At 48.3% G+C, this 13105-nt stretch carries 14 protein-coding genes; 3 read left to right on the top strand and 11 right to left on the bottom strand.

All coding sequences use genetic code 11. The features are described from left to right. Positions 1-63: 63 nt before the first annotated feature. From OQ477_RS13540 to OQ477_RS13520, 5 genes are all read right to left on the bottom strand, one after another. On the bottom strand, positions 64-1389 hold the full coding sequence (locus OQ477_RS13540; protein WP_095270921.1) for a UDP-glucose dehydrogenase family protein: 1326 nt from the start codon (positions 1387-1389) through the stop codon (positions 64-66). Positions 1390-1588: 199 nt separating this feature from the next. Next, a complete protein-coding gene (locus OQ477_RS13535; protein ID WP_115941127.1) occupies positions 1589-2353 on the bottom strand; it encodes a tyrosine-protein phosphatase in 765 nt (254 codons plus the stop codon). Positions 2354-2398: 45 nt separating this feature from the next. Continuing rightward, positions 2399-3088, bottom strand: a complete 690-nt coding sequence (locus OQ477_RS13530; protein ID WP_021494829.1) for a CpsD/CapB family tyrosine-protein kinase — start codon at positions 3086-3088, stop codon at positions 2399-2401. After that, the gene (locus OQ477_RS13525) at positions 3075-3821 is read right to left on the bottom strand and encodes a YveK family protein (protein ID WP_007407552.1); all 747 of its coding nucleotides are present in this window, start codon (positions 3819-3821) and stop codon (positions 3075-3077) included. The genes OQ477_RS13530 and OQ477_RS13525 overlap by 14 nt, the downstream gene beginning before the upstream one ends. Before the next feature lie 215 nt (positions 3822-4036). Then, on the bottom strand, positions 4037-4180 hold the full coding sequence (locus OQ477_RS13520; RefSeq protein WP_003151259.1) for a hypothetical protein: 144 nt from the start codon (positions 4178-4180) through the stop codon (positions 4037-4039). A gap of 203 nt (positions 4181-4383) precedes the next feature. Here OQ477_RS13520 and OQ477_RS13515 point away from each other — a divergent pair, with 203 nt between their 5' ends. Together OQ477_RS13515 and OQ477_RS13510 are read left to right on the top strand one after the other, a co-directional pair. After that, on the top strand, positions 4384-5994 hold the full coding sequence (locus OQ477_RS13515) for an SWIM zinc finger family protein (protein ID WP_015418391.1): 1611 nt from the start codon (positions 4384-4386) through the stop codon (positions 5992-5994). Further along, a complete protein-coding gene (locus OQ477_RS13510) occupies positions 5981-8755 on the top strand; it encodes a DEAD/DEAH box helicase (RefSeq protein WP_265972756.1) in 2775 nt (924 codons plus the stop codon). The genes OQ477_RS13515 and OQ477_RS13510 overlap by 14 nt, the downstream gene beginning before the upstream one ends. A 112-nt stretch (positions 8756-8867) precedes the next feature. Here OQ477_RS13510 and OQ477_RS13505 read toward each other — a convergent pair whose 3' ends face one another. From OQ477_RS13505 to OQ477_RS13490, 4 genes are all read right to left on the bottom strand, one after another. Further along, positions 8868-9725, bottom strand: coding sequence for a Cof-type HAD-IIB family hydrolase (locus tag OQ477_RS13505; protein WP_014419072.1), 858 nt, complete (start codon positions 9723-9725; stop codon positions 8868-8870). Continuing rightward, positions 9722-10504: a DeoR/GlpR family DNA-binding transcription regulator gene (locus OQ477_RS13500; protein WP_003151250.1), complete on the bottom strand. Its 783-nt coding sequence runs from the start codon at positions 10502-10504 to the stop codon at positions 9722-9724. The genes OQ477_RS13505 and OQ477_RS13500 overlap by 4 nt, the downstream gene beginning before the upstream one ends. 210 nt (positions 10505-10714) lie before the next feature. Beyond that, the gene (locus tag OQ477_RS13495; protein ID WP_003151249.1) at positions 10715-11056 is read right to left on the bottom strand and encodes a single-stranded DNA-binding protein; all 342 of its coding nucleotides are present in this window, start codon (positions 11054-11056) and stop codon (positions 10715-10717) included. Positions 11057-11153: 97 nt separating this feature from the next. Continuing rightward, the gene (locus OQ477_RS13490) at positions 11154-11507 is read right to left on the bottom strand and encodes a hypothetical protein (RefSeq protein WP_003151247.1); all 354 of its coding nucleotides are present in this window, start codon (positions 11505-11507) and stop codon (positions 11154-11156) included. A gap of 172 nt (positions 11508-11679) precedes the next feature. On the opposite strand from OQ477_RS13490, the gene OQ477_RS13485 reads away from it, so the two are divergent. After that, on the top strand, positions 11680-12090 hold the full coding sequence (locus OQ477_RS13485) for a YwpF-like family protein (RefSeq protein WP_007407558.1): 411 nt from the start codon (positions 11680-11682) through the stop codon (positions 12088-12090). A 45-nt stretch (positions 12091-12135) separates the two neighbouring features. Here OQ477_RS13485 and mscL read toward each other — a convergent pair whose 3' ends face one another. Both mscL and fabZ read right to left on the bottom strand, forming a co-directional pair. After that, on the bottom strand, positions 12136-12531 hold the full coding sequence (mscL, locus tag OQ477_RS13480; RefSeq protein ID WP_014419073.1) for a large conductance mechanosensitive channel protein MscL: 396 nt from the start codon (positions 12529-12531) through the stop codon (positions 12136-12138). Between the two features lie 56 nt (positions 12532-12587). Next, complete coding sequence (gene fabZ, locus OQ477_RS13475; RefSeq protein ID WP_003151242.1) at positions 12588-13013, bottom strand: 3-hydroxyacyl-ACP dehydratase FabZ; 426 nt, start codon at positions 13011-13013, stop codon at positions 12588-12590. Between the last annotated feature and the right edge of the window lie 92 nt (positions 13014-13105).

Below are 13105 nucleotides of genomic sequence, written 5' to 3'. Positions count from 1 at the left end.
GATAAATATCCCCTTCGTCTCTAATGATTGTATGATAAAAGGCCGGCGCAGTCCGCCGGCCTTTCAAGTGACAGAATCAGTCTGAGGCACGACGGCTCTTCTTCCGATTGAGATATATTCCACGCCCGCCTGTTCCGCTTCCTCAAGCGAGTGGCAGTTTCTCCCGTCGAAAATAACCGGGGTTTCCATCAGCTCTTTGTACGCTTCAAGCGGGAAGTGTTTAATTTGTTCCCAATCTGTCAGAATCAGTACGGCATCCGCTCCCCTGACGGCTTCTTCTATGGACTCCCGATAGGAAACTTCAGCCGGAAGCAGCCCGGAAGCCCGGAATGAAGCGATCGGATCGTACGCTGTCATCCGGGCGTCAAGAGCCGCCAGACGATCCGCAATGACAATGGACGGCGCATCCCGCATATCATCTGTATTCGGCTTAAAAGACAGCCCTAATAACGCGATGGTCTTCCCCGTCACACCGCCGAGCCTGTTCAGCACTTTATCAACCAGCATGGACTGCTGGTTATTGTTGACTTTAATGACGGACTTCAGCAATTCAAAATCATGCTCCACATGTCCCGCGATCTGCACGAGGGCGTTTGTATCCTTCGGAAAGCAGGAACCGCCGTAACCGATGCCGGCTCTTAAGAATTGATTGCCTATCCGTTTATCCAATCCCATTCCGTGTGCGACTGATTCCACATCCGCACCGACTTTTTCACATATATGAGAAATTTCATTAATAAAACTGATTTTTGCCGCTAAAAATGCGTTTGACGCATATTTGATCATCTCAGCGCTTCTGATGTCCGTATGATATACCGGAATCGCAAGCGGCGCGAAAACCCGGTCAAGCGTTTCCCGCGTCTGCCGGTCTTCAGCCCCGATCACGATGCGGTCGCCGTGAAAGGTATCGTGAATCGCCGAACCTTCACGGAGAAATTCCGGATTCGAGGCGATTGAAATGTTCACGTCCGCTTTCAGCCTTGAATGAATAACTTCTCTGATCCTGTCATTCGTTCCCACGGGAACCGTGCTTTTTGTCACAACGATCGCATCTTTAGAAATATGTTCGGCAATCCGTTCGGCGACATTTTCAATATAAGTAAGGTTTGCGTGCCCGTCTTCTTTTTGCGGCGTTCCGACCGCTATAAAAATAACGTCCGCTTCCGCAAGCCCTTTTTCGTAGCTCGTTTCAAATGCCAGCCGATGCCGGCCGATATTTCGTTTCATCATATCTTCAAGGCCCGGTTCAAAGATAGGGGACAACCCCTTTCTCATCTGCTCAACCTTATGTTCATCAATATCTATGCATGTTACGTCATGGCCGATTTCTGAAAGAGACACTCCTGTCACAAGACCGACGTAGCCTGTTCCGATCACTGTTATTTTCATCGTGTTCCCCCAACCGTTTAGAAATTGCTGCTGGGCAGCTTACCGTTATTATCATATGATCCCGGCGCCGGCGGAATGCCGGAAGCCTGAGGGCATGATAGGAAAAAACGGCGCCGGCCGCTGATAATAGCATAAGCATAAAAGAATCATCTTGCAAAACAGCCGCTTACGCTTCATTTAAACGGGATGGAGACGACGATTAAAAAAGACCCCAGCGCTTACGGCGGGCCACAGGCAGCGGAGGTTCCTTATAAACGGCTTTGTTTTCAGCGAGAAGCGCCGCATTTTCCGTGAGCATGTAAATCAGCTCAGCCCCTGCTTCTTTTTTCAGAACGCCGAGCGCCTCCTGATAATAAAAATTTCTCGGTCCGAGATTATGGGCGTCGGATGCGAGAAAGTGGATCAAATTCGCTTCAATCAGCTGCAGCGAAAAGGATTTCGCTTTCCGCCCGAATACTCCGGCAATGCAGCCGGCCGTCACTTGGGCGGCCGCCCCTTTCTTCACAAGATTGTAAAGGACGGAAGGGTTTTCGCGAATTTCCCTGTTCCGCTCCGGATGGGCGATGACGGGGACATATCCGTTCAGCTGCAGTTCATAAAACAGCCTTTCAGCGTAGGACGGGACATGATCCGCCGGAAATTCCGCCAGCACATACTTTGTATTATGGAGCGGGACAAGCGAGCCGCTTTGAAGACCTGTCAGCAGATCTCCGTCTGTTCTGATTTCCTGGCCGGGCAGAACAGTCAGCGGAATGCCTTCCTTGTTCAAACGTTTGTTTAACAGGCTGACCGCTTCGTTGACCGTATGCCGGTCCGTGTCATAGCGGTATTTCACATGATGCGGCGTCGCGATGATCGTATCAATCCCCTGTCTGACCGCTTCTCTCGCCATCTTCAGACTTTCTGTATCATCCGCCGCGCCGTCGTCTATGGAAGGAAGGATGTGACAATGGATATCTATCATATTTCAATCCCTCCTTAAAAAGAATGGACCGCGCCCATTATGACATTATTGTCCGTAATAGGCGTAGTCCGAGTGTTTCGTTTGTTTCTTCCCGTTCATCACGGCCCCAAGGAGCTTGCACGGGCAGTAATCGAGCGCTTCTTTCGCCTTGGCCGCTTTTTCCTTGTCCGTTTTCCCGCTTGAGATCACCATAATGGCCCCGTCAGTGTAGCTGCCTAATATTTTCGTATCGGCTACGGCCAAAACGGGAGGCGTATCCAAAATCACCTTATCATAAACTGCGCCGGCTTCTGACAGAAGATCTTTCATGGCGCCCGTCGATAAAAGCTCCGCCGGATTGGGCGGGATCGGCCCGCTCGTTAAAATATCCAGGTTTGCTTCATCAGCCGGCAGGACGGCTTTCTGAAACGGCATCTGTTTTAACAGCAGTGACGTTAATCCGGTTCCGTTGTCCAATTTGAAGGTGAAATGAACCGTCGGTTTGCGCAGATCCGCATCAATTAAAAGCACTTTTTTCCCCTGCTGTGCAAATACGACGGCAAGGTTGGCCGCGGTTGTCGATTTTCCTTCTTCCGGGCCGGCGGATGTAATCAAAAGGGACTTCACCTCCGTATCAACGGAAGAAAATTCAATGTTTGTGCGGATCGTGCGATATTGTTCTGAGTTGATGGATTTCGGCTCAGACATCGCAATCACACTTCGTTTTCCGAGTTTGTCTTTTTTACGCGTCAACATGTCCGCCCCCCGCTTGTTTGGTTTCCGCCATCCTCAAGTTTTTGGCAACGCTGTCTTTTGTACTGATTGAAGTAACCGTTCCCAGGATCGGGATGCCGAGCAGCGATTCCAGCTGTTCTTCCGATTTGATCGTATTATCCAGATGTTCCAGCAAAAAGGCGAGACCGATTCCGCCCAAAAGTCCGGCGGCAAACGCAATCGCGATGTTCAGCTTACGGTTAGGCTCTGCCGGTGACTGGCTGTCCGCCGCTTCGGCCTTTGAAAGGATGCTGACATTATCCACGTTCATGATGGCGGTGATCTTGTCCTGAAAAACGGCTGCAACCGCATTTGCCATAACGGCCGCCCGCTTAGCATCCGTATCCCGCACGGCAATCGTCACGACTTGTGAATCCTGCTCGCTGGACACCGTGATTTTCGATTCCAGCTCTTTCGAAGTCATGGACAGATGCAGCTGTTTAATCACTTCGTCGAGAATGACCGGGCTTTTGATGATGACATTATACGTGTTGATTAATTGGAGGTTGGTTTGAACGTCATTGAATTGGACTTCTTTTTGATTGTTTTTGGATTGGCTGACCAAAATTTGAGTTGAGTTTTCATAGACCGGCGTAAGAGCGAAGAAACTGATGAGTCCGCCTGCGGCAGATGCCGCCGCGGTAATAATAAGTATAAACAGCAGACGCTTTCTCAGTATTGCGAATATTTCCTTTATGCTTGTAGATTCTCCCATATAACCTCCATATCACTTTCCGCGTATTCCCATTCCCTCCAATGATCTTTTCCAATTACGATTATACAGCTTTAAACTGTCATTTCTAACCTTTTCAAATGACAAAATTCGACAAAAATAGACAATCACTTCAATCTGTTTTATTTTTGTAAGCGCTTTAAATACTGGTGTTACAGGAAGATTAAAAAATCCCGCGGCCAAGAGCCTGCGGGATTTTATGTTGCATATCCATTTTTAATATAAGAAATCAAATTCTCAAGCATTTCTTTTGTGGTCATCTCAGAGGACTGCTCACCAATGTCGTGCGCATGCATTAAAATCTTCAGAAACTCCTCTTGATCTAACTTCGTTTTCTTCATCATTCGTTTCCTTTCGGCTTCCATTAAATTGAAAACAAGATTATTATATGCTGTCGGGTGCTGTTTTGCAATCTCTAATACATCATTCGACACATTCGGGTTTTTATGTCCTTTTTTAGGAAAAACTTTTTCCGGGCCATGTGTTGCGATATAATAGAGGAATTGGAATCTTTTTATTTTGTGACTCGTTAGGAGCGATAATCATGCTTCAGGATATGATTGCTAAAGAAGATGTGCTCGCAGCGGCTGAACAGCTTAAAGAACTTCTTCCTTACAATGAAGACAATGTTCAGCTGATGAAGAAAGCACTCATTTTATATCGGCAGGATTCCGTCTATCGTATACAGGTTCAAACCCCGACAGAGATTTCCGCATATGTGCAGGATGTTGTGCCTGTAAGGGTCACGCTGAACTTATTTTTCATGGTGAAAAGCGGCTGCGCATGCCCGTCTGAGGCGATCTGCCGCCACGTACTGGCCGTTTTTCTTTACGTATATGCCCAATTCGAGCGGGTCGGTACCTTTACCGAACATTGGCTGGAAAGAGAAAAGCTTGAGGAAAGCAGGGAGCTTGTCCGCCGGCAGTTTCAGGAAAAAGTGCTGCCGAATGAAGAGTCGCTGTCAAGCTGGCTCGCTTTTTTTGATTCGGAATTCTCGCTGTGGGAGGCGCGGACGCCGGCCGGAAGCCAGACGATGCAGGGCCTTTATTACGGCTATCTGTCAGCGCTCAAAAAACACGCCCCGAAAAAACCCGAGCTTAAAAGCTTATATCAGATTCATTCGGCGCTTGCCGTCTGGCTTCACATGTTCACTTTGATTGAGTCAGGCAGATTGGATGCCGAAAAAGATTATTACAGCATCAATCCATACGTGGAACAGCTGATGGATACGATTTATTCCTCCATTGACAGACTGAAAACGTACGCCTTGTCTTTTTCACTCGATCCTTTTTTAGACCGGACGCCCCCGGTGCTCCGCAGACTGCTTGTGAAAGAAGAGCTTTTTCAATACGAACGCCTCCGGGTATTCGGTGAAATGTGGAGCGCCCTTTTGAACCGGCCGAAATGGGTCGCGCGCGAACAGGAGATTCTCGCACAGGAAAGCGGGCGCCGTTTTTCACCGGAAGTGCGGTTCGGACGGCTTCATCTGGCCTTTTTGCAAAAAGATGATGAAGCGGTCTTCCAAGATATGTCCCGCTTCCCTCCTGAAGCGCTGCCGTATACCTTTCAATGGCTCGGTGAACTCACCGCGAAAAAAGACTGGAAACGGCTGAAAGCATGGTATGGCCGGATCGAACCGCTTGCCGTCAACTATACGAAGCTTGATAAGCCGTTTAAAGAAATGCGCGACATCATCGGAGAGCTGTTTGCGCTATTGGCGGATTATGCGCGGCACTCACGGGATGATCAGCTGTTTGAACGGTTTGCTTCCGGCTGCCTTCCCTATACCTTTACCGAATACAGCCAGTACCTGTACGAAAAACGGCGGTACGCGGAGTGGGTGGAGATTCACAGCCTCGTCGGTTTTTCCGTCTGGGAAATCGAAAAGGACATCCTGAAGGAAATTGCCGCCAGTGATCCGGAAGCGCTCATCCCCTCCTATCACCGGGCGGCGGCCTTTTTTATCGATCAAAAAAACCGCAGCGCCTATAAAGAGGCTGCACGCCATCTGAAAAAACTGCGGACGCTTTATAAAAAGGCAAAAAAACAGCAGGTATGGGAACGGTATATCAGCCGGCTGAGCGCAAGTTACAAGAGGCTGCGCGCCCTTCAAGAAGAATTGCAGAAAGGAAAGTTGATTGATGGCGAGTCTTAAGGAAATTTTCATTCATGTAGAACAAATGGAAGATTGGACATTTACGCTGTCAAGCCATGATGAGAAGGAGCAGCCGCTTACTCTCAGTCAGATGAAGACTCATTTGTTCCAATGGCATGAGTCCACCTTTTACGGAACGTTTCTTGAAGACGTCAGCTTCATAGGCACTCCGGCCGTTCTGCTCAGCCCGTGGATGACCGTCGAGCTGCTCGGAAAAAACTCGTTCAATTCATTCAGCACCGTGCAGCTGACAAAGGAAACGGAACCATTAATCGAAGCGGCTTCGACGATATACGAATTTATTGCCGACGGCGATTTTCTTCCGGACTATGAGGCTTGGCAAAATGGCGTCCTGCGTTTCAAAGACCGCGAGCTTTTGCTGGAAGGCTTTACGGCAGACTGGTTCTCAGCCGCGGTCCAGGACTACATTCAGTACAATGATGACCTGCTGGAAAAATGGCGGCGGATCGAAACCCGCTCACCGGCCGTTCATACGTTTAAAGGCTCCTTTTTGGATGAAGATGATTTTCTCGAGGGAATCGGCTGGCATGACGATCTGACGCCGTTTACCGTCGGGCTTCGATTAAACGAGCCTGATTTCGACGGTGACGACTGGAAAATCGAAATGTTTTTACGTGAGAAAAAAACCGGCTCCATCACCTTTTTTGACGGACTGAAGGGACTGAAAAAAGCGTGGCAGGCATACAGCGGAAAAATCGCGCGCGAACAGGACCGCTTCCGCAGAACGGTTCCCTGGCTTTCGTTTGATTCAGGAACGACGCTGATTTCTGAAGAAGAGGCTTGGATCTTCTTATCGGAAGCGAGTGAGACGCTTGTCGATATGGGTGTGGAGATTCTTCTCCCATCATGGTGGCAGATTGTCCGGGACAGCAATATGATGCTCAAGGCGAAAGTGTCATCCTCCCCGCGGGGCGAGTCCTTCGTCGGCATGAACGCTCTGCTTGATTTCAACTGGAGATTCGCCACAAACGGAATTGAGCTGACAGAGGATGAATTCAATGAGCTTGTCGCAAACAACAGACGTCTCGTCAATATCCGCGGCCAATGGGTGAAAATTGATCCGCAATTTATTAAACAGATGAAAAAACTGATGGAAAAAGCGGAATCTGAGGGCCTCCACATGTCCGACGTGCTGGCGCGCGAACTGATGGATCACGGGGAAAACGGAGCCGAGGACACGGACATCATTGACTCATCGGCATTTGCCGGGATCAAGATCGAATTATCAAAGCATCTCAGAAGCCTGATCCGCAAACTGACGGAAGCCCGGGATCTGCCGGAACATGAAGTCAGCGCCGCGTTTCAGGGCCAGCTCCGCCCTTATCAGATGTACGGCATGAACTGGCTTCTGTTTTTACGGGAAAACGGCTTCGGCGCCTGTCTCGCAGATGACATGGGACTTGGAAAGACGATTCAGATGATCGCTTATTTTCTCCATGTCAAGGAAAGCGGCCGGCAAAAAGCGCCTGCCTTAATCATTGCGCCGACATCGGTGCTCGGCAACTGGCAGCGTGAGCTCCAGACCTTCGCGCCGCAGCTGAAGGCCGTGCTTCATTACGGCCCCCGCCGGCCGAAGGGGGAAGCATTTGTCCCGGCCTATCAGGACGCGGACGTCGTTCTTACTTCTTACGGCCTCTCGCACGCCGATCAGGAAGAGCTTTCTTCCGTGACATGGAGCACCATCTGCCTTGATGAAGCGCAAAATATTAAAAACGCGCATACGAAGCAGTCCCGCGCGATCAGAAAGCTGAAAGGCGTCCATCATATCGCGCTGAGCGGAACACCGATGGAAAACCGCCTGACAGAGCTTTGGTCGATCTTTGATTTTATGAACAAAGGCTATCTCGGCAGTCTGACCGGCTTTCATAAACGCTATGTGCTGCCGATTGAAAAAGACCGTGACGAAAAAAGAATCAACCAGCTTCAGCAGTTAATCCGGCCGTTTTTACTGCGCCGGACAAAACGGGATGAAGAAGTGGCGCTTAATCTTCCTGACAAGCTGGAACAAAAAGAGTTTATCCCGCTCTCAGCCGAACAGGCATCCCTTTATGAACAGCTTGTCAAAGATACATTTGAACATATGGCTTCTCTGACCGGGATGCAGCGGAAAGCGCTGATTCTGAGCATGCTCGGCCGCTTGAAGCAAATATGCGGTCATCCTGCGCTCTATTTGAAGGAAGAACAGACAGAGCTGTTAAACGGGAGATCCGTCAAACTGGAAAAGCTGCTTGATTTAATGGCGGCGATCCGCGGACAGGGGGAAAGCTGCCTCATTTTCACCCAATACATTCAGATGGGCAACATGATGAAGCGCCTCCTGGAAAAAGCATTCGGAGAACCGGTTCAGTTTTTAAACGGAAGCCTATCCAAGCAGGAACGCGATTCTCTCGTCGAACGGTTCCAGAAGAAAGAATACCCGACGCTGATTTTGTCACTGAAAGCGGGCGGAACCGGCCTGAACCTGACGGCTGCCAATCATGTCATTCACTATGACAGATGGTGGAATCCGGCGGTGGAAAACCAGGCGACCGACCGCGCCTACCGAATCGGCCAGGAACGGTTCGTCCATGTTCACAAACTCATTACGACGGGAACGATTGAAGAAAAAATTGATGCCATGCTCGAAACGAAACAAACGCTGAACGATCAGATTATCCAAAGTGAAAATTGGATTACCGAGCTGTCATCCGCTGAGCTTGAAGAATTATTCACCCTCAGCGCATCGGCGCAATCACATTAAACGCAAAAAGGCCGGCTCTCTCAGAAGAGCCGGTCTTTTATGTCGTCCTTACTGTTACGCCGCATTTGCCATGAATGCGTCACGCCAGTCATGAACAGTATCGCCATACCTTTCACAGTAAATTCCTGATCATATGCGCAACGCCGTTTTGATCATTTGTCAATGTAACGGCATCAGCGATCTCCTTAATATCTTCTCTCGCATTCCCCATCGCTATGCCTTTTCCGGCCGCCTGAAGCATTGAATAGTCATTTAAGCTGTCACCGACCGCGGCGGTTTCAGCCATCGGAATGCCGAGCTTTTGCGCCAGCCGTTTGAGCGCCTGCCCTTTAGAGGCGTTTCGAGACGCCAGTTCGAAGTTGTGGTCGGCAGAGCTGACAAGGGTGAGATCTTTCTGACCGCTGAATCGGTCCCAGCCCGCTTTCAGCTTCCGCTCATCAAACGAAAATCCGAGAATATTATAAAAATCCAGATGCTCTTCTTTCTCAAAGAGCTCACGGTATGAATGAATGTAAGCAAAGCCGGACTGGCTGTATTGCACTGAAGCCGCCTGTTCCAAAACGGAAAGATCGGTTTCCGGATTGGCGCTTTTCACCCGGTCCATTTCGATATCGAGCAGCTGCCTGCCGGTTTCAGGCGTATAGATGGCTTTGTTTGTAAACACCTCATAGTAATATTGATTCTCTTCAAGCCAGGACAAAATCCCTCGGGCTCTTGTTTCTTCAATCGCATCACAGTGGTACAGGCTGCCGTCAGGAGCATGAATGGCGGCTCCGTTTGCGCTGATGACCCACGTTTTTATGCCGAGCGGTTCGAATATGGAGTGCACGTCAAAATGCGCGCGTCCCGTGGAAACCACGATTTCAATTCCCGCTTGCCGGGCTTCCCTTAAAGCCCGCTCATTTTCATCGCTTACTTGATGACTGCTGTTCAGCAGTGTGCCGTCCAGATCTATGGCAATCAGTTTCACATGTCCTCATCCTCTTCTTCAGATTCAGTTACAAGCAATTCTACGCCGTGCCGGTCGAGCAGATCGCAAAAATCCTGATCAGGCAGCCGATCGGTAATCAGCAGGTCAACCTCGTGCAGGTCTGCATACTGATAAAAACTCGTACGGCCAAGCTTGGAGTGATCGCTCAGCGCAATCACCTGTTCCGCCTGTCGGATCATTTTACGCTTTACCATGCCGTCTTCTTCGTGAGGTATCGTCAGACCGTTTTCCGAGATGCCGACAACGCCGATCAGCACCTTATCGGCGTGATAATCCCCCAGTTTTTCTACGACGGAAGCCCCGTATAAAAACCGGTGTTCCTTCTGGAGCTTTCCGCCGAGCAGGTGAATATCAATTCCCTCTTTTGCGGAAAGGATATCGGCCTGATTGATCGAATTTGTAATAACAGTGCAGCCGGTGACATTTAAATGCTCCGCGCAGGCCTGCACGGTTGTCGAGGTGTCCAGAATGATCCGGTCTCCTTTATGGATCAGGGATGCTGCCAGCTTGCCGATTTTGTTTTTCTCTTCAGAAACGGTTTTCAGCCGGCCCGAATAGCCCGGAACTTCCTGATTCACCGACGGCAGAATCGCGCCGCCCCGTGTTCTGATAATGGCCCCGCGCTCTTTCAGCTTTACAAGGTCCCTTCTTGCGGTATCTCTTGAAATATGAAGCAGCGAACATATCTGTTCAGCGGTGATCCGCCGATGCTGTTTCAAATATTCCATTATCGCAATCAGTCTTTCTTCTTGATACACGTCCTCATTCCCTTTTTCGTCACTTATCTGTAAGTAATTATAAGTTTTTATCCCGATATATTCAATGTTTTTAAGTATTCATAAGCGAAATCACTTCTTTTTAACCATTTTTTAGCTCCCGCACAAAAAAACCAGTCTTTCGACTGGCAAATGGGAAGGAGGTATTGCGGGGCCCGCTGAAAAAGGCGGGAAATCGAGGAAAAAAGCATGCTATTCAGCCAGCGGCTCTTTCCGTTTTTGATCCATAAACCGAACGGTATCAGCCATGACCTCGGTCACATAAACTTTTACGCCGTCTGTCTTTTCATAGCTTCTCGTCTGGATTCTGCCGCTTACACCGACCATTGACCCTTTTTGGCAGTACAATGCCGTGTTTTCAGCGTTTTTTCTCCAGATGGTGCAGTTGACGAAGTCGGTTCCGGTTTCACCCGACGCGCTTTTAAAATTGCGGTTTACCGCCAGCGTAATATGCGCGACGGGAATGCCCGCTGATGTAAAACGGAGCTCCGGATCTTTCGTCAGCCGGCCGACAAGCATAACGTGGTTAAACAAGCCGTATCCTCCTCTCTTTTTCGAGGCTGGCTTCATTGTAGTACAAGGGCTCGTGAAAGCAAAAAGCGGAAAAAGCCGTTATCCGTTTAGGCTGCTCTTATGTTTTCGTTTTTCTTTCTGATAAAAAAAACTTTTGTTTTTGACCGCTTATGTAATATGTATTTTTGAGCAGCCGCGAGAAAAGTTTCGTTTTGAGCCAGTCTTTCTCAAACATGCGGACAAACTTTCCGCCGTCCCATGCGAACCAGTAAAAACTCAGCTTTTTATCAGTCAGTGAAAGCTGAATTTTATACTGTTCCATGCGGTCTTTTGTTTCATATAAAAAGACGACATTTCCCCTTCTGTTAAGATGCACCTCACAATCTTCCTTTTTGCATACCAAGTAGGAATGATCGTCTTTTCGCCTTGAACCGTCTTCTATATAGATTTCCTTCAGGCGCAATTGATTCATAAGCATCTCTCCATGACCATATTCTTTTACATTATAATGAAAAAATAGAAATGATTAAATGTTGACCGCCTACAAAAATGATGAAGCATGTCTTACAGCATTTTCCCGGGAAAAATGATATGTGTTATAATAAATGAACGAAAAACATGGACAACAGGGGTGAAAATAAGAGATGAAAACCTTTAAACTGGTTGATCTGAATGTGGAACGTTTAGATAAAGACGATCAGCCGATTGAGCAGTTTCCCCTTTTAGACGGATTGATTATTAACAAAGAGGACGGAGAAAATCACTGGTTAATTGAAGCACTGGTCCCGGCCGAACACTTTTCTTTTTTTGACATGCTGATGAAAAGCCAGAAAGAAGCGAAGGTGTTTGTAACGATTACGAAAAAAAGCAACCGTCCCGCCCAGCTGACGGGAAGCATCAAAAATATCGTCGAGCTGGAAAGAAGTATACAAGTTTTAATTTACGGTCAAATGGTGTCAAGAAACCACCCCGGATCAGAAAGCATTCTGGAGTCGCTCGTGAAAGAAGGCTACTCGGGCAGCCGGCTGATTGAAGCGTTTAAACAAAAATTATAATCATGAAAAAGGCCGGACGTTAATCATCCAGCCTTTTTTTGTGCCTTAGTCATTGTGAGGAGCCCGCTGTTTCAGCAGATCTCTGATTTCAGTCAGCAGTTCTGTCTGCTGATCTGTTTCCTCGGCTTCTTCAGCCTCTTCTTCTGCTTCTTTTTTACGTCTCAGCTTGCCTATTGTGCGGATCACGATAAAAATAGAAAATGAAATAATGAAGAAGTTCACAATCGTTTGAATGAAGCTTCCGTACTTGATATGAGCCTCGCCGAATGTCACGGCCAGCCCTGAAAAGTCAAGACCGCCAAGAAGCAGGCCGACAAGCGGCATGATGATGTCTTCAACGAGCGACGTCACGATTTTGCCGAAAGCGCCGCCGATGACGACACCGATTGCCAGATCCATGATATTGCCCCGCATCGCAAAGCTTTTAAATTCTGACCACATTAGATTCACCCCTTTCTATACAAAATGGGCTTTTTTATAAGCCCATTTGTTTGTTTTTATTCTCCGAGCGCAAAAGTTAATTCAGCTTCACACACGAGCTCGCCGTCAACTTTGGCAACGCCTTTGCCGCGTCCGATCGTACCGCGCGCGCGGGTAATATCAACCTCAAGCTCCAGCTTGTCACCCGGTTTTACCTGCTTTTTGAAACGGCAGTTATCAATCCCCGCAAAAAATGCAAGTCTGCCCCGGTTTTCTTCTTTAATCAGCATCGCAACCGCTCCGACCTGCGCCAAAGCCTCTACGATTAATACGCCCGGCATAACAGGGTATTCAGGAAAATGGCCGTTGAAAAAATCTTCATTCGCCGTCACATTTTTATATCCCGCCGCCCGTTTTCCTTCTTCGACTTCCGTAATTCTGTCTACCAGAAGAAACGGATAGCGATGGGGAATAATTTCTTTAATTTGCTGAGTATCAAGCATTCTCTTGACATCTCCTTCATCGACAATAGTATGTATAGAAGGTATATGTGGCAACCAATCTGTACATTTGGAAGTATATTATGAATCAATTT

It is taken from the genome of Bacillus sp. ChL18, assembly GCF_026241425.1.
Lineage (GTDB): Bacteria > Bacillota > Bacilli > Bacillales > Bacillaceae > Bacillus > Bacillus velezensis.
This window is presented reverse-complemented; position numbering and strand designations above follow the sequence as displayed.